The sequence below is a fragment of the Vreelandella glaciei genome, from assembly GCF_013415125.1.
Lineage (GTDB): Bacteria > Pseudomonadota > Gammaproteobacteria > Pseudomonadales > Halomonadaceae > Vreelandella > Vreelandella glaciei.
Window position 1 is genome coordinate 93,735 of sequence record NZ_JACCDE010000005.1, and the last position, 17,020, is coordinate 110,754.

Annotated in this window: 20 protein-coding genes; 11 read left to right on the plus strand and 9 right to left on the minus strand. The window is 56.0% G+C overall.

Annotated features, from left to right (window positions below; genetic code table 11):
- The first annotated feature begins 95 nt into the window (after nucleotides 1–95).
- From dapC to HZS80_RS05170, 5 genes are read left to right on the plus strand one after another with little or no spacing between them, the layout of a single operon-like run.
- Complete coding sequence (gene dapC, locus HZS80_RS05150; protein ID WP_179915353.1) at nucleotides 96–1,292, plus strand: succinyldiaminopimelate transaminase; 1,197 nt, start codon at nucleotides 96–98, stop codon at nucleotides 1,290–1,292.
- Between the two features lie 31 nt (nucleotides 1,293–1,323).
- Entirely contained in the window at nucleotides 1,324–1,668 is a 345-nt protein-coding gene (locus HZS80_RS05155; protein WP_179915354.1) for a Spx/MgsR family RNA polymerase-binding regulatory protein, read from the plus strand.
- A 57-nt stretch (nucleotides 1,669–1,725) separates the two neighbouring features.
- Entirely contained in the window at nucleotides 1,726–2,751 is a 1,026-nt protein-coding gene (gene dapD / locus HZS80_RS05160; RefSeq protein WP_179915355.1) for a 2,3,4,5-tetrahydropyridine-2,6-dicarboxylate N-succinyltransferase, read from the plus strand.
- The gene (gene dapE, locus HZS80_RS05165; RefSeq protein ID WP_035564765.1) at nucleotides 2,738–3,910 is read left to right on the plus strand and encodes a succinyl-diaminopimelate desuccinylase; all 1,173 of its coding nucleotides are present in this window, start codon (nucleotides 2,738–2,740) and stop codon (nucleotides 3,908–3,910) included. Before dapD ends, dapE begins: the two co-directional genes overlap by 14 nt.
- On the plus strand, nucleotides 3,907–4,296 hold the full coding sequence (locus HZS80_RS05170) for a hypothetical protein (protein WP_179915356.1): 390 nt from the start codon (nucleotides 3,907–3,909) through the stop codon (nucleotides 4,294–4,296). The genes dapE and HZS80_RS05170 overlap by 4 nt, the downstream gene beginning before the upstream one ends.
- Nucleotides 4,297–4,374: 78 nt before the next feature.
- On the opposite strand, the gene HZS80_RS23815 is transcribed toward HZS80_RS05170, so the two are convergent.
- Nucleotides 4,375–4,920, minus strand: a complete 546-nt coding sequence (locus tag HZS80_RS23815; protein ID WP_035564769.1) for a cold-shock protein — start codon at nucleotides 4,918–4,920, stop codon at nucleotides 4,375–4,377.
- 112 nt (nucleotides 4,921–5,032) lie between these two features.
- Between HZS80_RS23815 and HZS80_RS05180 the strand changes: the two genes are divergently transcribed.
- A complete protein-coding gene (locus HZS80_RS05180) occupies nucleotides 5,033–5,281 on the plus strand; it encodes a SlyX family protein (protein ID WP_179915357.1) in 249 nt (82 codons plus the stop codon).
- Nucleotides 5,282–5,312: 31 nt separating this feature from the next.
- On the opposite strand, the gene ald is transcribed toward HZS80_RS05180, so the two are convergent.
- The 7 genes from ald to radC form a co-directional block, all read right to left on the minus strand.
- Complete coding sequence (ald, locus tag HZS80_RS05185) at nucleotides 5,313–6,431, minus strand: alanine dehydrogenase (RefSeq protein ID WP_179915358.1); 1,119 nt, start codon at nucleotides 6,429–6,431, stop codon at nucleotides 5,313–5,315.
- A 130-nt stretch (nucleotides 6,432–6,561) separates the two neighbouring features.
- On the minus strand, nucleotides 6,562–7,041 hold the full coding sequence (locus tag HZS80_RS05190) for an acyl-CoA thioesterase (RefSeq protein WP_179915359.1): 480 nt from the start codon (nucleotides 7,039–7,041) through the stop codon (nucleotides 6,562–6,564).
- Between the two features lie 32 nt (nucleotides 7,042–7,073).
- A complete protein-coding gene (locus HZS80_RS05195) occupies nucleotides 7,074–8,264 on the minus strand; it encodes a class I SAM-dependent rRNA methyltransferase (protein WP_008959891.1) in 1,191 nt (396 codons plus the stop codon).
- Between the two features lie 142 nt (nucleotides 8,265–8,406).
- The gene (gene mutM / locus HZS80_RS05200) at nucleotides 8,407–9,249 is read right to left on the minus strand and encodes a bifunctional DNA-formamidopyrimidine glycosylase/DNA-(apurinic or apyrimidinic site) lyase (protein WP_179915360.1); all 843 of its coding nucleotides are present in this window, start codon (nucleotides 9,247–9,249) and stop codon (nucleotides 8,407–8,409) included.
- 157 nt (nucleotides 9,250–9,406) lie between these two features.
- Nucleotides 9,407–9,562, minus strand: coding sequence for a 50S ribosomal protein L33 (gene rpmG / locus HZS80_RS05205; protein WP_007111734.1), 156 nt, complete (start codon nucleotides 9,560–9,562; stop codon nucleotides 9,407–9,409).
- A 51-nt stretch (nucleotides 9,563–9,613) separates the two neighbouring features.
- Entirely contained in the window at nucleotides 9,614–9,850 is a 237-nt protein-coding gene (rpmB, locus tag HZS80_RS05210) for a 50S ribosomal protein L28 (RefSeq protein WP_008959893.1), read from the minus strand.
- 258 nt (nucleotides 9,851–10,108) lie between these two features.
- Nucleotides 10,109–10,783, minus strand: a complete 675-nt coding sequence (radC, locus tag HZS80_RS05215; RefSeq protein ID WP_035564777.1) for a RadC family protein — start codon at nucleotides 10,781–10,783, stop codon at nucleotides 10,109–10,111.
- Nucleotides 10,784–10,955: 172 nt separating this feature from the next.
- On the opposite strand from radC, the gene coaBC reads away from it, so the two are divergent.
- From coaBC to slmA, 5 genes are all read left to right on the plus strand, one after another.
- Nucleotides 10,956–12,293, plus strand: coding sequence for a bifunctional phosphopantothenoylcysteine decarboxylase/phosphopantothenate--cysteine ligase CoaBC (gene coaBC, locus HZS80_RS05220; RefSeq protein WP_179915361.1), 1,338 nt, complete (start codon nucleotides 10,956–10,958; stop codon nucleotides 12,291–12,293).
- Complete coding sequence (dut, locus tag HZS80_RS05225; RefSeq protein ID WP_101147431.1) at nucleotides 12,290–12,748, plus strand: dUTP diphosphatase; 459 nt, start codon at nucleotides 12,290–12,292, stop codon at nucleotides 12,746–12,748. Before coaBC ends, dut begins: the two co-directional genes overlap by 4 nt.
- A gap of 74 nt (nucleotides 12,749–12,822) precedes the next feature.
- Nucleotides 12,823–14,208 (plus strand): phosphomannomutase/phosphoglucomutase, encoded by a 1,386-nt coding sequence (locus HZS80_RS05230; RefSeq protein WP_179915362.1) that lies wholly within the window; start codon nucleotides 12,823–12,825, stop codon nucleotides 14,206–14,208.
- Nucleotides 14,209–14,375: 167 nt separating this feature from the next.
- The gene (argB, locus tag HZS80_RS05235) at nucleotides 14,376–15,275 is read left to right on the plus strand and encodes an acetylglutamate kinase (protein ID WP_035564783.1); all 900 of its coding nucleotides are present in this window, start codon (nucleotides 14,376–14,378) and stop codon (nucleotides 15,273–15,275) included.
- 18 nt (nucleotides 15,276–15,293) lie between these two features.
- Complete coding sequence (gene slmA, locus HZS80_RS05240) at nucleotides 15,294–15,902, plus strand: nucleoid occlusion factor SlmA (protein WP_035564785.1); 609 nt, start codon at nucleotides 15,294–15,296, stop codon at nucleotides 15,900–15,902.
- A 129-nt stretch (nucleotides 15,903–16,031) separates the two neighbouring features.
- On the opposite strand, the gene rpoH is transcribed toward slmA, so the two are convergent.
- On the minus strand, nucleotides 16,032–16,898 hold the full coding sequence (rpoH, locus tag HZS80_RS05245) for an RNA polymerase sigma factor RpoH (RefSeq protein WP_035564787.1): 867 nt from the start codon (nucleotides 16,896–16,898) through the stop codon (nucleotides 16,032–16,034).
- Nucleotides 16,899–17,020 lie beyond the last annotated feature (122 nt).

The window sequence follows — 17,020 nt, forward strand, 5'->3', positions numbered from 1 at the left end:
TTCATTGCAAAATCACACCCTCGTTAGGTTTGAGCCTGCACCGGGGCTTGCCTATAATCGTCGTCTTACGCCAGCCAGCCACTAACGGACACATCATGAACGCCGACCTCGACGCCCTGCATCCCTACCCGTTTGAAAAGCTGGCGGCGCTAAAGGCGACGCTCACCCCGCCCACCGAGCTCGCCCATATACCGCTGACCATTGGCGAACCTCAGCACGCGCCCTACCCAGCAGCGCTTGATGCCCTAGTAGCGCACCAATTGGAAATGGCCCGCTACCCGGCCACCAACGGCCTGCCAGCGCTTCGTGAAGCCATCGCTAATTGGGCAACACAGCGCTTTCAGCTACGCAACCTCGACAGCGAACAACATATCGTTCCGGTCAACGGCACTCGGGAAGCAATTTTTGCCTTTGTGCAGGCAGCCCTGGATCGCACGCGCCCTGCGAAAGTCGCGGTACCCAACCCGTTTTATCAGATTTACGAAGGCGCGACGCTGCTGGCAGGCGGTGAACCGCTCTACTTAGACTGCACCGCTGAGAACAATTTTCGGCCGGACTTTAGTGCGGTGCCTGCCGCTATGTGGCGCGAGGTGCAGATGGTGTTTATCTGTTCACCGGGCAACCCCACCGGGGCAGTCACTCCCATTGAGGAGTTCAAGCAACTCATTGCACTGGCCGATGAGCACGACTTCATCATCGCCTCAGACGAGTGCTATTCGGAACTTTATCTGGACGAGACCGCCCCACCGCCCGGCCTATTACAAGCCTGCGCCGAACTGGGCCGTAACGATTATCGGCGTTGCGTAGTATTTCACTCGCTCTCCAAGCGCTCTAACTTGCCCGGCCTGCGTTCGGGTTTTGTGGCGGGCGATGCAGCCCTGCTAACCCCCTTCAAGCGCTACCGCACCTATCATGGCTGCGCCATGTCGCTGCCCCTCCAGCACGCCTCTATTGCCGCCTGGCAGGATGAGCACCACGTGCGTGCTAACCGCGATGCCTACCGGGAAAAATTTAGCGCGGTGACCGATGTGCTTGCGCCTGTCATGAGCTTCCCAGTTCCTCAAGCCAGTTTCTATCTCTGGCCTGCGGTACCGGGCGGCGACGACATTGCTTTCACCCAGCGTCTGTTTGCCGAGCAGCATGTAAGCGTACTACCCGGCAGCTTAATGGGGCGCACGGGGGGAAACGGCACTAACCCTGGCGCAGGACGTGTGCGATTAGCACTGGTAGCTGAGTTGACACCTACGCTGGAAGCGGCGCAGCGTATTCGTCATCTTATTGAGCGCGGCTAACCGCGTTGACGCTTTGCTTAAAGGAGGCTGTATGCTGACGCTCTATATGATTAATACCTGCGACACCTGCCGTAAGGCGCGCAAAGCCTTGGAAGGCAAAGGGATTGCGTTCAAGACCTACGACCTGCGCAAAGATGGCCTTTCGGCGGGCCTGCTTGAGCATATTTTAGAGCGTGTACCGCTTGTCGATGTCGTCAATAAGCGCAGTAAAACCTGGCGCGACCTCCCTCAGGAAGAGAAAGACGCCTTTGATACGTCAGCCCGCCAGATGCTGGTGAAACATCCCACGCTACTGAAGCGGCCGCTACTAGAAGTAGACGACTCAACCATGTTGGTTGGCTACCGCGACGGCGATTACGACAAGCTGAGTGGTTAGTCGCTAGCCGCACTCATTCTTCATTCTCCACTACCCATCACTACAGGACACTCTCTTATGCTGAGCTTTGCGCTTGGAATTGGCACCCAAAACACTCAGGGCGATTGGCTGGAAATCTACTACCCGGCACCGCTGTTCAACCCCGATGCGAGCTTGGTAACCGCTGCTCAGCAAGCGCTGGATGCACCGCAAGGCAACGCTGCGATTAGCTTTTTGCCTGAAGACTGCACACGCCTGGCAAAAGCCTTAGAGGCCGCTGGCCACTCCGCCCAGGCAGAGCTTGCTGAAGCGCTTTCCGCTAGCCAGCGCCCACTGGTTGCCATGTTTCTGGACGCCGATCAGCCGCCGCAGACCGCTCCCGAGGTCTACCTCAAACTCCATCTGCTTTCCCACCGCCTGGTGAAGCCCCATGGATTGGATCTGACCGGCATGTTTGGCCTGCTACGTAACATAGCCTGGACCAGCGAAGGCGCGATTGATGTCGAAGAGCTACCTGCACGCCGTTTGAAGGCGCGCATGGCGGGGCGCGCGCTCTCCGTGGACTGCGTGGACAAATTCCCCAAAATGACCGACTACGTGGTGCCTACCGGTATCCGCATCGGCGACACTGCCCGCGTGCGCCTGGGTGCTTACTTGGGCGAAGGCACCACCGTGATGCACGAAGGCTTCGTCAACTTCAATGCAGGCGCCGAAGGCCCCGGCATGATCGAAGGCCGCATTTCGGCGGGTGTGATGGTCGGCAAAGGTTCAGACCTCGGTGGCGGCTGCTCGACCATGGGCACCCTCTCCGGCGGCGGCAATATCGTCATTAAAGTCGGCGAAGGCTGCTTAATCGGCGCCAACGCTGGCATCGGCATTCCCCTGGGTGACCGCTGCACGGTAGAAGCGGGTCTCTATATTACTGCTGGCTCCAAAGTAACGCTGCTGGATGATCAGGGCCAGGAAGTAAAAACCGTTTCTGCCCGCGAGCTGGCAAGCCAGGACGATCAGCTGTGGCGCCGCAACTCGCAGAACGGTCGCATTGAGTGCCTGACCAACAAAAGTGCCATCGCCCTGAACGAGGCGTTGCATGCCCACAACTGAGCCTGAAGCGCTGTCGCCGACGCTGCAACTTGCCTTTGAGCTGCTCAGCCGAGCCTCGGTAACGCCGGACGACGAAGGTTGCCAGGAACTCATGATCGAGCGTTTAACAGCGCTCGGTTTCAATGTTGAGCGGCTGCCATTTGGCGATGTAAAGAATTTTTGGGCAGTGCGCGGTCATCACGGCCCCGTCGTGGCTTTCGCGGGCCACACCGATGTGGTGCCCAGCGGCCCCTATATCAACTGGCAGTACCCACCGTTCGAGCCCTGCATCGACGCAGAGGGAATGCTGTGCGGGCGTGGCGCTGCCGATATGAAAGGCAGCCTCGCTTCCATGCTGACCGCCGTTGAACGCTTTGTCGCGAATTATCCAGAGCACGACGGCCGCATTGCCTTTCTGATCACTTCCGATGAAGAGGGCCCGGCGGTCGACGGCACCCGCGCGGTGGTTGAGCATCTGCGCGAGCGCAATGAACGCCTCGATTACTGTATTGTCGGCGAGCCATCCTCGACCACGCGCCTGGGCGATGTGATCAAAAACGGTCGCCGCGGCTCACTGGGAGCTACGTTGCACATTAAAGGCGTGCAGGGTCACGTGGCCTATCCGCATTTAGCGCGCAACCCCATTCACCAGGCGATGCCAGCGCTGGATGCACTGGTCAACGAGCACTGGGACGCGGGCAACGACTTTTTTCCCGCTACCAGCTTTCAGATTTCCAATCTGCGCGCAGGCACCGGGGCCACCAACGTGATCCCTGGCGATGTGGAAGTGGTGTTTAACTTTCGCTTCTCCACCGAGGTGACCTCTGATGAGCTCAAAGCGCGCACGGAAACCATTCTCACTCAGCATGGCCTGGAGTATCAGATAGACTGGACGCTTAACGGCGAGCCTTTCTTGACCGCCGAAGGCGAGCTTGTCGATGCCGCCATCAAAGGCGTTAAAGCGGTGACTGGCGAGCGCCCAGCGCTTTCTACCAGCGGTGGCACCTCGGATGGCCGCTTCATTGCTACCCTGGGCGCTCAGGTGGTCGAGCTAGGCCCGCTGAACGACACCATCCACAAGGTCAATGAGCGCGTTCGCGCTAGCGACCTCGACGACTTAAGCCGGATTTACGAAGCGACGCTGCAAGCGCTGCTTATCTCCGGCGAGGTAAACGTATGATGGAGCGTTACCCCGATATAGAAATCTACCTGGCTAGCGTCTCGCTGGAGGCACTCAATGAGTGGCTAAAAAGCACGCTAATCGCACCGCCGCTCAGCCCGGCAGGCAAAGGCAAATGGCAAACCCGAGGTCAGTATCAGGGCGACTGCGTGCCGGTATTATTAGTAGACAAAGCCGCCGATGGCTTTGCCAGCCTATGGATTGATAGCAACCACACCCCTTGGATGACCGACCAAGAGTGCGCCCAACAAGCCGCAGAGGCGCTTCAGACCGAGGTGCGATGCTCATTGGGCGGCTGGAACCCCGGCGATGACCCTGACCGCTTCTGGCAAGTGCTTCCAGGCGGTAAAGAGGGAGCCATCGAGTGGCCTGATTCTGGCCGTTAACAGACCCTATAAACGTAAACGACCCCGCCGAAGCGGGGTCGTTTACGATACTAAGATCAATTTAGCTAGCCGTTAAGCTTACTCAATAATGCTCACATCGTCGGCCTGCAAACCACGCTCATTTTTAATCACGTGATAACGCACAATTTGGCCTTCAGCTAACATACGCGGGCCACGGCCACGAATGGCGCGAAAGTGTACAAAGACATCTTCACCATTATCGCGGGTAATAAAACCATAGCCTTTGTTAGTATTGAACCACTTCACTTCCCCCTCTTCACGGCCATCATTGGGGTCAATAATATCTTCTTCCTCATCATCGTCCATGGGAGCAGCCGCTTGAGGTTGGCGCGGTGCTGGCTTGGGACGAACCACAGCATCGGACGCCACCACGATTGAGGGCGCAAAAGCGGCAGACGCTAATGTGCCAATACACAGAACAATAAAACTACCTATGGCAACGGCAATATAGACACCGCTAACTCCACTGATTGCCAGCTCGGCCATCCACAGCTCGGCGAGGGCACTATCGGTTAAATGAACAATCCCCGCCAGCAAAAGTGGCGTGGGGGCGGCAAGTAATACACTGATTAAGAAACAGCGAAACACAACTTTTGGGTTCATAGAAAAAAAAAGCTCTCTTGTTGTATGGGTAACAGACGAAGGACAATACCCGCACTATCAGGCCCATTCCCAATAGTACTGGCATACTACTACATAAGGTTGCAATGTTATCATGACCCACGAATTATCGCCTGCCGAGCTAACCCAGCTTGTGGAATCTTTAGAAAGCCGCTTAGCGCATCAAGAACACTGGCTGGACACGCTGGACCAAGCGGTGATTCAGCAGGAGCGCCGCCTGGAAAAACTGGAGCAGTTGAGTGGGCTGATGCGCGAACGCCTGCGCGAGCAGCATCAAGCACTTCAAGCAAGCGAACCCCAGAGCGGCCAACGCCCCGAGGATGAACTTCCGCCACACTATTAAGCCAATGGTAGCGCCAACGACTGCGTATTTATTAGCTTCCAACAACACTCGCGGGATTACTACTTTCCAGCCCAAAGGCGTCTGCCACGGCTTGATAAGTAACTTGACCAGCATGCACATTAAGACCGGGCAGGAAGTGCGGGTCGTCACGTAGCGCCTGCTGCCAGCCTTTATCCGCCAGGGCAAGCACGAAGGGCAGCGTGGCGTTAGTCAGCCCCTGGGTAGAGGTACGGGCCACGGCGCCGGGCATATTGGCGACACAGTAGTGAACAATGCCATCAACGATATAGGTCGGTTCGGCGTGGGTGGTGGGCTTACTGGTTTCAAAGCAGCCGCCCTGATCAATCGCCACATCGACCAACACGCTACCAGGCTTCATATCGGCCAGCATGCGGCGGGTGATCAGCTTTGGCGCAGCGGCGCCGGGCACTAGCACCGCGCCAATGATCATATCCGACTCACGGGTGGCCGTTTCAAGTGCATCGGCGGTGGAATAAACCGTTTTGATGCGTCCTTGATAGCGGTCATCCAGCACTTCCAGCCGCGCCAGAGATTTATCCAGAATGGTGACTTCTGCGCCTAACCCCAATGCCATGCGAGCAGCGTTTTCACCGACGACGCCACCACCGATGACCGTCACTTTCCCCGGCGCCACACCGGGCACACCGGGCAGCAGCACGCCTGCACCGCCCTGGGCTTTTTCCAGGCTATGGGCACCGGCTTGAACGGCCATTCGCCCTGCTACGGTGCTCATCGGCGCGAGTAGTGGCAAGCCGCCACGGGCATCGGTAATCGTCTCATAGGCGATGCAGGTGGCGCCGCTTTTCATCAACCCACGGGTAAGGGGCTCTTCGGCGGCCAGATGAAGATAGGTGAACAGGGTATGCTGCGGAGTGAGCCGCGCCACCTCGTCAGGCTGGGGCTCTTTCACCTTGAGGATTAGCTCGGCATTGCACCACAGTGTGTCCACATCGGCTTCGATCTGAGCACCGGCGGCCTGGTAATCGGCATCGGTAAAGCCAGCGCCTTCACCGGCACTAGCTTGAACGCTGACCTGGTGACCACGACCGGCTAACTCACGCGCACCAGTGGGCGTCAACGCGACACGATACTCGTGATTTTTGATCTCTTTGGGGACGGCGATTTTCATTGGTTTTTTCCCTGTGCTTTTAAAGGTCAGTCGTCTTGTTAAGCAAATTACAGCACAGCTAACGTTGACCACCACCCCAGCAAAGCAAAACAAAAAAAACGCCGGTTAAGGCGTTTTTTAGGAGAAAAATCTAACGATTGCCGGTTCTGCACGAAAAATTCCACTCTTCTTTCAAACACTCAACGATAACGGCGCCGCCATAGATGCGCCGATACTCCTCGGGCAAGCGTTTGGGCCGCCCCGTTGAGAGCGCCACGCAGGCAAAGCGCGTGCGGGCATAGAGCAGTGTTTTGGAATCGCTAGTGCGCGCTAGCTGAAAACGCCGCGTCAGGCTGAAGCGCTCATCGCAATCGACAATCCAGGTCGCCAACTGTAGCTCATCCCCTGCAAAAGCAGGCGCGAGGTAATCTAGCTCATGACGGTGAACCACCATCGCACGGTCAAGCTCTCGGTAACGCTCAAGCGAGAGGCCAAGCGCAACCGAGTGCGCCCAGCTAATCTGCTCAACCCAGCGCAGGTACTCGCTGTTGTTAACGTGCTGATAAGCATCAATTGCCTCATCAGCGACACGGATATCGATCACAAAAGGATCGGGCAACGCCCACTCCATCGACTAACTCCCTGCACCCTGGCTCCCGTCGACTAGTCGCGGAACACGCGCACACCCAACGCTTTCAGGTAAGACGTTTCAGGAATGGCTGGGTGTACTGGGTGATCAGGACCTTGATGGCCTTGAAAAATCACCTGACCATGACGATCCTGGTGGCGAACAGCGCCACGCACCACATCCATCAACCGCTCGGGCGCTAGGTGCATTGAGCAGGAGGCGGACATCAACAGGCCGTCGCGACCCAGCAAGCGCATAGCTTCGCGGTTCAAGCGGGCATAGGCACGCTCGCCGTTAGGGATATCCTTGCGCTTTTTGATAAACGCTGGCGGGTCCAAAATGACTACGTCGAACTCCTCGCCCTCTGCCTTCAGTGCTGCTAAGGCTTCAAATGCATCGCCTTCACTAACAGCCACTTTTTCCTGAACGCCATTGAGCTCGGCGTTACGTGCGACCTGATCTAGCGCTGGACCCGAAGAGTCTAGGCAAATCACCTCTTTCGCGCCGTGAACGGCTGCCTGTACGCCCCAGCCGCCCACGTAGCTGAAGACATCCAGCACGCGTTTACCGGCCACTTGGCGATTGAGCCATTCGCGATTAACGCGGTGATCGAAGAACCAGCCGGTTTTCTGGCCATTAAGTACCGGCACGACAAAGCGGGCGCCGTTCTCTTCCAGCACCACTTCGTCAGGCAATGTGCCCTTGATAACATCAACGTGGGCCTCGAGACCCTCCTGACGACGACCGCCAGTGTCGTTACGGAAAACGATCACTTCAGGCTTGACGACTTTTTCAAGCGCATCAACAATCTCATCAGCCAACGCCTGCATGCCAGCCGTATTGAGCTGCACGACGAGAACATCGCCAAAACGATCAATCACCAAGCCTGGCAGCAAATCGCCTTCACCGTGAATCAAGCGGTAATACGGCTGCTCATAAAGACGCTGACGTAGCGCTAGCGCTTGGTTAAAGCGGTGCACAAACAGCGAACGATCCAAGCGCATTTCAGGGTCACGCGACATGACCCGGGCCGCGATTAACGAATGGGGATTAACGTAAGCCACCGCCATGACTTTTCCGTTGGAGGCTTCTACCAGGGCGGTTTCGCCTGCCGCAAAGTTTTTCAGCGGCGTCTCTTTGATATCTACTTCATTGGAGTAGATCCAGAGATGGCCCGCTTTCAGGCGGCGGTCAGCATTTTTATTCAGGCGCAGGCGTTGGGTCACAGCAATCTCCAAAAAGCTTAGTCTTTCAAAACCTTGTCTTTAAAAACTTTGCCTCAAAAAAACATGGTCTTAAAAACATGGACAAAGCAAAAATAAGGCAAGGTAAAAATTAAGTAAAACGTTAGCACTTATTAGGCAGGCATTAGCGTTGGCAACCGGGACAAAACACACTGGCGCGCTGGCCAAGCGTAATGCGGCGAAGCTCCGCGCCGCAGCGCAAACAGGGCTGACCGTGGCGGCCGTAAACATTTAGCCGCTGAGCAAAGTAGCCGGGCTCGCCCTGGCCGCTAACAAAGTCTCTCAGCGTAGTGCCGCCCTGGGTAATCGCTGCTGCCAATACCTCTTTCACGGCAAGGGCTAAGGCGTCATAGCGGGCTCGGGAAACTCTCCCTGCCGCACGGCGCGGATCAATGCCCGCCATAAACAGCGCTTCCGCAGCATAGATATTACCGGCCCCCACCACTATCTGGTTGTCCATCAGAAATGGCTTTACCGCCACGCGTTTATTGCGCGAGCGAGTGTAAAGCCACTTGCCATTAAACGCATCAGACAATGGCTCGGGGCCCAAATGCGCAAGACGCTTATCCTGCGCTTCGTCCTCGGCCTGCCAATCCACAAAGCCAAACCGACGAGGGTCGTGATAGCGCAATACATAGCCGTTAGCGGTGACCACATCGACATGGTCATGCTTTTTAGGCAAATCCCCCACCTGGGCAATACGCAGGCTACCCGACATGCCCAAATGCCACAGCAGCGTAGCATCAGCACTACCACCGGATGGCGGTGTAGAGTGAATGGGTATTTGCAGGTATTTGGCCCGCCGCTTCAATACGCCAATGCGCGCGCCCACCAACCGTTCAGCCAAGTCATCCGGCACGGGAACACGCAGCCGCGGCTGACGCACCAGTACTTCGGTGACTTCCTGACCTTCAATATAAGGCGCAATCCCGCGGCGGGTGGTTTCAACTTCGGGGAGTTCGGGCATATTTAAGCATCGTAACGGCTTGTGATGACAGCCTAATGAAGATGGGTTCGCTAGGCATGCTGCGCATAAAAAGCATGCATGCAAAAACCCGGCTTGAGGCCGGGTTTTTGAACAGACGCTCGCCTGCAGAGAAAGCCGATCATCATCGCTTACGCGATTACTTGATCTTGGCTTCCTTGTAGATAACGTGCTTACGGACAACCGGGTCGAATTTCTTGAATTCGAACTTATCCGGGGTATTCCGCTTGTTCTTATCAGTAGTGTAGAAGTGACCTGTACCGGCACTAGACACCAGCTTGATTTTATCGCGCATGGTTTAATCCTTCCAAAATGCTTGGTCCGAAACGCTTGGCCAAAAGCTGGCTTAGATAGCGTCGCCGCGCTTACGAATATCAACCAACACTGCGTCGATACCGTTTTTATCAATAATGCGCATTCCTTTAGTGGAAACGCGCAGCTTGACGAAGCGGTTTTCAGACTCAACCCAAAAACGATGGGTATGCAGGTTCGGCAAGAAACGACGACGTGTCTTACGCATTGAGTGTGAAACGTTATTTCCAGTTACCGGACGCTTGCCGGTAACCTGACATACTTTGGACATTAGAGCCTCCAACTGCTTGGCCAGGATATAAGAACCTGAGTGTTCAAAACTGTCGGGCAAACCGGAGCAGGGAAGGTGTCGGCGCCGTTAACCGCCAAGCTTTATCCAAATCCGTTATTCAACCCAAGTTTAAAGGTGGCACTTTATACCAGAGCACCCGACTAGCAGCAAGCAAAACCCACTAAAAAGGTTAAATAAGCGCCTTTTTGCTCACTTAACTTAGACAATGTCGCGCAATGTACTGCGCGTCGATTCTGTTTATAGCCAGCCACGCTCGGCAAAAGAGACCACTTCTCCATCTCCCACCACGAAATGATCCAACACGCGCACTTCAAACAGTGCGAGCGCGTCTTTCAAGCGTTCGGTGATTCGTCGATCAGCATCGCTTGGCTCTGCTACACCCGATGGGTGATTGTGAGCCAGGATAACAGCGCCAGCGCTAAGTTCTAAAGCGCGCTTGGCAACTTCGCGGGGGTAAACAGATGCGCTGTCTAGGGTACCGCGAAACAGCGATTCATAGCGAATAATTCGGTGCTGCGTATCCAAAAAAAGCACCGCAAACTCTTCATGGCCTAAATGACGCAGCTGGGAGCTCAGATAGTGGCGCACCAAGGCAGGCGATGTCAGTGCATTGCCACGCGCCAACTGGCTAGCCAAATGGCGCCGTGACAACTCAAGCGTAGCCTGTAGTTGGGCATACTTAGCGGTACCTAGCCCATGGGCAGCGCAGAAGCTTGCTTGATCAGCCTCGAGCAGTTGGCGTAAGCCACCAAAGCTTGTGAGCAAATCCCGCGCTAAATCAACCGCTGAGCGCCCCTGCACGCCGACGCGCAAAAAAATCGCCAGCAACTCCGCATCTGAAAGCGCCTGAGCGCCTGTGTTTAATAACTTCTCCCGCGGCCGCTCACCCTCTGGCCAGTGATTGATTCCCATCGCACCTTCCCGCGTTGTCCGCCCTTGGTAATTAACGCAAACCGCCTTCAAACCCAATCACGCGATCAGCCTCAGTAAACCTAGCTTACCCTTGTTTCCCCTCAATATGCCAAATTGGTGGTGCCAGTGGTATGGTAAGCCTCCTCACGAACGCTGATGTGGATGACTGAACATGGCTTCTGTTGCTGACACAACAAGCACCCAGATAAACGCTTTCACCACTGCCTCAACACTCGCCGGCAAACGGGTGCTACTCGGGGTTAGCGCAGGTATTGCTGCTTACAAGAGCGCATTGCTTGTGCGCCTGCTCAAACAAGCGGGCTGCGAGGTGCGAGTGGTGATGACCGATGGGGCTCAGGCCTTTATTACGCCGCTCACTCTGCAGGCGCTCTCCGGCGAGCCGGTGCGCACCTCCTTACTCGACCCGGAAGCCGAAGCGGGCATGGGCCATATTGAACTAGCCCGCTGGGCGGATGCGGTGCTGATCGCCCCCGCCACCGCCGACTTAATCGCCCGCTTGGTGCACGGCATGGCTGATGATTTGCTCACCACGCTTTGTCTGGCGTCAGAAGCGCCTAAACTAATTGCCCCAGCCATGAACCAGGCGATGTGGCGCCACCCTGCCACTCAGCGCAATGTGACGCAGCTGCAGCAAGATGGCTGGCAGCAAATAGGCCCGGACGCGGGTGATCAGGCTTGTGGCGATGTGGGGCCTGGCCGCATGAGTGAGCCTGAAGAGATATTTAGCGCTGTGATGGCACTGTTTGCAGCGCCACCTTCTCCTTATTACAACTCCTCCGCCAGCGCCCCTCATGTAGTGATCACCGCTGGCCCAACTCGCGAGCCGCTGGACCCGGTGCGCTATATTTCCAATCACAGTTCGGGGAAAATGGGCTTTGCTTTAGCTGCAGCGGCAGTGGCGCAAGGCGCTAAAGTGACGTTGATCAGCGGGCCAGTTAATTTACCCACCCCGCCGGGCGCTACACGAATTGACGTTGAGTCAGCCGAGCAGATGCACCGTGAAGCACAGCGGTTAGCGCCCCAAGCGGCGCTATTTATCGGCTGCGCGGCGGTTGCTGACTATCGTGCGCCAGCCCCCGCCGAGCACAAGCTCAAGAAGCAGGACGATAGCGACACTCTCACCCTGACCCTGGTGAAAAATCCTGACATTATCGCCAGCATAGCGGCGCTTCCCGCTGGGCAGCGCCCGCTGGTAGTTGGCTTTGCCGCCGAAACCCAAGAAATAGAGCGCTACGCGCAGGATAAACTGCAACGTAAAGGGCTGGACATGATCGTGGCTAACGATGTTTCCCAGGCGGGCCTAGGGTTTGGCAGCGACCAGAATGCCGCCTGGTTACTGTGGCGCACCGCGGAAGGCGTTGAAAGCCGGGCGGAAGCACCCCAGCCAAAAACCCAGCTGGCCGCTACGATCATTCATCAGGCGCTCGCCCTGCTATCGACGACAGCACCTGAAACAACCTCTACTAACGCTTCTGGAGAATCCCAATGAGTGCCCGCCCCCGCCTGCAGTGCAAAGTGTTAGATGAGCGCTTGCACGATTATCTCCCCACCTATGCAACGGCAGGCTCTGCCGGCATGGATCTACGGGCACTGCTGGACGCGCCACTGACCTTGGCGCCCGGCGACTGCCAGCTCGTGCGCACGGGCATTGCCATCTATATTGAAGACCCCAGCCTTGCGGGCATGATTCTGCCGCGCTCCGGTTTGGGGCATAAGCACGGTATTGTACTGGGCAACTTGGTGGGCTTGATCGACTCCGATTACCAGGGCGAGCTGATGATTTCGGTCTGGAACCGGGGCCAGAGCGACTTTACCCTTGCTCCCTTCGACCGCCTGGCACAGTACGTGCTTGTGCCTGTTGTGCAAGCCGAACTCGCTCTTGTGGACGCGTTTGAAGACTCCCTGCGGGGCAGCGGCGGGTTTGGCAGCACCGGCAGTCAGTAGCCATTAGCAGTAGCGATTGGCAGGATGTGGTTAAGAAACCTTTGCAAGGCAATTTCTGTTTAGCTGGGAAGCTTATGAACGCACAGACCGTACCCGCTTCGATTTTTCGCGCCTACGATATCCGCGGTATCGTTGACGACACGCTCACCGAAGAGACGGTAGAAATGATCGGACGCGCCGTGGGCTCTGAAGCCGCCGCCCGGGGAGAATCCAGCGTGGTAGTCGCACGCGACGGTCGCCTTTCAGGCGCTCGGCTGCAAGCAGCGCTTATGCGTGGCCTAAATGCTGCAGGACGAGACGTTATTGATATCGGCATGGTGCCCACGCCGGTGCTGTACTTCGCCACCCACATCTTGCCAAACACCCAGTCAGGTGTGATGGTTACCGGCAGCCACAACCCGCCTGACTACAACGGCTTTAAAATCGTGCTGAGCGGCGAAACACTCTCTGGTGCCGCGATTACCGCTCTGTTTGAGCGCATTCAGTCCGGCGATCTGGAGAGCGGTCAAGGCAGTGTCAGCCAGCAGGATCTCCGCGAAACGTATTTAGCGCGCATCTTAGCTGACGTTAAGATCAATCGACCAATCAAAGCGGTGGTTGACTGCGGCAATGGCGTAGCCGGGGAGCTTGGCCCGCAGCTACTAACCCGCCTCGGCATTGATACGACTGCGCTGTTCGATGAGATCGATGGCCACTTTCCCAATCACCACCCGGATCCTGGCAAGCCGGAAAACATGCAGGACCTGATGCGCAAGGTGCAAGAAACGGGCGCTGACATTGGGCTTGCCTTTGATGGCGATGGCGACCGAGTAGGCGTGGTCACACCCACCGGCAAGCTGATTTATCCTGACCACCTGCTGATGGTATTTGCCACCGACCTGCTCGCCCGCCAGCCCGGCGCCAAGGTTATTTTTGATATCAAGTGCACCGGCAATCTAGTTAAAGTGATTAGTGAGGCTGGAGGCGAGCCTGAGATGTGGCGTACCGGCCACTCGCTCATCAAGGCACGTATGAAGGAGACGGGCGCACAACTGGGTGGAGAGATGAGCGGGCATATTTTTTTCCAAGAGCGCTGGTACGGTTTTGACGATGGCCTCTATGCCGCCGCTAGGCTGGTAGAAATTCTCGCCAACCAGCCTGACGATGCGGATACTTTTTTCGCCACATTTCCCCAAGACGTTGGTACCCCAGAGATTAATATTGCGGTTACCGACGCTAACAAATTTTCTCTAATGGATAAGCTTGCTCGCGAGGGCGACTTCGGCGAAGGTATCAAAACTACGCTGGACGGTATTCGCGTTGATTACCCGGATGGCTGGGGATTATGTCGCGCCTCTAACACCACACCAGCTCTGGTTATGCGCTTTGAAGGTAAGACCGATGCCGCGCTAGCGCGCATTAAAACAGTTTTTAATAACGCGCTACAGCGCGTCGCGCCAGATATTGAGCTGCCCCAGTAAGCAAATTGCTGGATAGATAGCTCTTGAAATAGCTATTCAAATAGCTTTTCACATAGCTCTTCACAAAGTCAGGCGCTGAAGGGATCGCGCGCTTAGAAAGTGCGACCCTCACTACTCAATTAGCATAAACGTTAGCTGCATAATAAACGTTCGCAAGGGACAACCTCATGAGTTCAACCAGTCGCGACCCGCAGGTCGTTGTGGAGGTGCTTTCCGAAGCCCTCCCCTACATTCAGCAGTTTTCAGGCAAAACGGTGGTGGTCAAGTACGGCGGTAATGCCATGACCGAAAGCACCCTGATTGACTCCTTTGCCCGCGACATCGTGTTAATGAAGGAAGTCGGCATCAACCCGGTAGTGGTGCACGGCGGCGGACCGCAAATAGGTGACCTACTCAAAAAGCTCAACATCGAGTCGCGCTTCGTCAACGGCATGCGGGTCACCGACTCGCAAACCATGGACGTGGTTGAGATGGTGCTGGGCGGTTTGGTTAATAAAAGCATCGTCAACCTGATCAACCAGAGCGGCGGCAAGGCGATCGGCCTGACCGGCAAGGACGGCGCGCAAATTCGTGCCCGCCAACTCAAGGTCGAGCACCAAAGCCCTGAAATGACGGCCCCGGAAATTATCGATATCGGCCACGTGGGCGAAGTGGAGTCAATCTCAACCGAGCTGATTGAGATGCTGGCGGCGCGCGACTTTATCCCGGTGATCGCCCCGATTGGCGTCGACGCTGCGGGCCATAGCTACAACATCAATGCTGACCTGGTAGCGGGCAAGATTGCCGAAGCGCTTAACGCTGAAAAGCTGATGCTGCTCACTAACGTTGCCGGCTTAATGAACGCTGAAGGCGAGGTGCTCACCGGCTTAACCACCATACAAGTCGATGCCCTGATCGAAGATGGCACTATTTATGGCGGCATGCTGCCCAAAATTCGCTGCGCGCTGGATGCGGTGAAAGGCGGTGTAAATAGCTCGCACATTATTGATGGCCGTGTCCCCCACGCGGTATTGCTGGAAATTTTCACCAATGCTGGGGTGGGCACCCTAATCACGGACGCGAGCTAACCGCGACGGAGGCACATCATGAGCGAAGATCAAAAACCTCGACGCCGCGAGCAGATACTCCAAGCACTGGCATTAATGCTTGAAGAAGACAGTGGCAAACGCATTACGACCGCCGCTCTCGCTCGTCAGGTAGGTGTTTCAGAAGCAGCGCTCTACCGTCATTTCCCAAGCAAAGCACGCATGTTTGAGGGGCTGATTGATTTTATTGAAGAGAGCATCTTTGAACGCATTACGCGCATTTTAGACGACGTACCCGACGCCACTACCCGCTGCGGCACAATCCTCGCGCTGCTGCTGGGCTTCGCCGAGAAAAATCCTGGGCTAGCCCGGGTGATGGGAGGCGACGTACTCACCGGCGAAACAGCAAGGCTACGCCAGCGGATAAATCAGCTTTTTGAACGCCTGGAGATGCAGCTCAAGCAGATACTGCGCGAAGCCGAACTACGGGAAGGACTGCGTCCCACCATCCCTGCTTCTGCCGCAGCAAACCTGCTTGCAGCCCAGGCCGAGGGGCGCATTTCACAGTATGTGCGTAGCGACTTCAAGCGTCTGCCAACCGAACACTGGGAAGATCAGTGGTCACTACTTTCTGCGCAATTACTGCGCGCTTCGGTGCAGCCTGCTTAGGCAACAATAACGGTTGCAGTGGTGGCGATAAAAAAACCGGCTCCTAACAAAGGAGCCGGTTTTTTAACATCTAACAAAACGAAAGATCATGCGGCAACACTATTTATCAGTGCATAAGCAAGTACGTCGTTAGGCTACCATCGGCTCGCCCATTTTCTGGCGCAGCTTTTTCATCGCATTCTTTTCAAGCTGACGAATACGCTCAGCGCTGACCCCATAGACATCGGCCAGGTCGTGCAGTGTCTCTTTACTATCGGCTAACCAGCGGCGCTGTAGGATATCCCGCGAGCGCTCATCAAGCCCCTCAAGAGCGACCTGCAACCGACGCGTCGAGTCTTCCTCGAAGTTACTATCTTCCAACTGCGTGGCAGGGTCTGATGCTGCGTCATCCAGAAAGTACACCGGCGCCTGATAGGTACTCTCTTCATCATCGCCTGCGGGCGCATCGAAACCGGCATCGTAAGAGGAGAGACGCCCTTCCATATCGCGCACGATCTCAGGCTTGACGTCGAGATCCTTGGCGATGGCGGACACTTCGTCGTTGCTCAGCCACGCCAAGCGCTTCTTCGCGCTACGCAGGTTGAAGAACAACTTACGTTGCGCTTTGGTGGTGGCAATCTTGACGATGCGCCAGTTACGCAGCACAAATTCGTGAATTTCCGCTTTGATCCAATGCACGGCAAAAGAGACCAAACGAACGCCTTGATTAGGATCGAAGCGCTTGACGGCTTTCATTAAGCCGACGTTACCTTCTTGAATTAAATCCGCCTGCGGTAACCCATAGCCAGAATAACTACGCGCAATGTGCACCACAAAGCGCAGATGTGACATCACTAAACGCCGAGCAGCTTCTAGATCACCGTCATCGTAAAGACGATAGGCGAGCTCTCGCTCTTCATCGGCGGTTAAAACCGAAATTCCATTGACTGCGCGGATATAACCGCCCAAATCACCGCCGGGTGAAAGCTGCCCCACCGGTATAAGACTAGTGCTCATGTGCAGGTGGTCTCCCCTGTAACCCATCGTGGTTGACGTAGCACGTTTATTAATAACTCATTACCATGATTCTGTCTTACAAAGACCTTATCGCAAGAATAAGGTTCACGCGCTATTGAATC

Coding starts and splice junctions, on each gene's coding strand:
- coaBC (WP_179915361.1), top strand. CDS start 10,956: ATGGCTTCTGTTGCTGACACAACAAGCACCCAGATAAACGCTTTCACC.
- mutM (WP_179915360.1), bottom strand. CDS start 9,249: ATGCCCGAACTCCCCGAAGTTGAAACCACCCGCCGCGGGATTGCGCCT.
- rpmB (WP_008959893.1), bottom strand. CDS start 9,850: ATGTCCAAAGTATGTCAGGTTACCGGCAAGCGTCCGGTAACTGGAAAT.
- HZS80_RS05180 (WP_179915357.1), top strand. CDS start 5,033: ATGACCCACGAATTATCGCCTGCCGAGCTAACCCAGCTTGTGGAATCT.
- HZS80_RS23815 (WP_035564769.1), bottom strand. CDS start 4,920: ATGAACCCAAAAGTTGTGTTTCGCTGTTTCTTAATCAGTGTATTACTT.
- HZS80_RS05155 (WP_179915354.1), top strand. CDS start 1,324: ATGCTGACGCTCTATATGATTAATACCTGCGACACCTGCCGTAAGGCG.
- argB (WP_035564783.1), top strand. CDS start 14,376: ATGAGTTCAACCAGTCGCGACCCGCAGGTCGTTGTGGAGGTGCTTTCC.
- slmA (WP_035564785.1), top strand. CDS start 15,294: ATGAGCGAAGATCAAAAACCTCGACGCCGCGAGCAGATACTCCAAGCA.
- ald (WP_179915358.1), bottom strand. CDS start 6,431: ATGAAAATCGCCGTCCCCAAAGAGATCAAAAATCACGAGTATCGTGTC.
- dapD (WP_179915355.1), top strand. CDS start 1,726: ATGCTGAGCTTTGCGCTTGGAATTGGCACCCAAAACACTCAGGGCGAT.
- rpoH (WP_035564787.1), bottom strand. CDS start 16,898: ATGAGCACTAGTCTTATACCGGTGGGGCAGCTTTCACCCGGCGGTGAT.
- rpmG (WP_007111734.1), bottom strand. CDS start 9,562: ATGCGCGATAAAATCAAGCTGGTGTCTAGTGCCGGTACAGGTCACTTC.
- HZS80_RS05230 (WP_179915362.1), top strand. CDS start 12,823: ATGAACGCACAGACCGTACCCGCTTCGATTTTTCGCGCCTACGATATC.
- dapE (WP_035564765.1), top strand. CDS start 2,738: ATGCCCACAACTGAGCCTGAAGCGCTGTCGCCGACGCTGCAACTTGCC.
- HZS80_RS05170 (WP_179915356.1), top strand. CDS start 3,907: ATGATGGAGCGTTACCCCGATATAGAAATCTACCTGGCTAGCGTCTCG.
- radC (WP_035564777.1), bottom strand. CDS start 10,783: ATGGGAATCAATCACTGGCCAGAGGGTGAGCGGCCGCGGGAGAAGTTA.
- dapC (WP_179915353.1), top strand. CDS start 96: ATGAACGCCGACCTCGACGCCCTGCATCCCTACCCGTTTGAAAAGCTG.
- dut (WP_101147431.1), top strand. CDS start 12,290: ATGAGTGCCCGCCCCCGCCTGCAGTGCAAAGTGTTAGATGAGCGCTTG.
- HZS80_RS05190 (WP_179915359.1), bottom strand. CDS start 7,041: ATGGAGTGGGCGTTGCCCGATCCTTTTGTGATCGATATCCGTGTCGCT.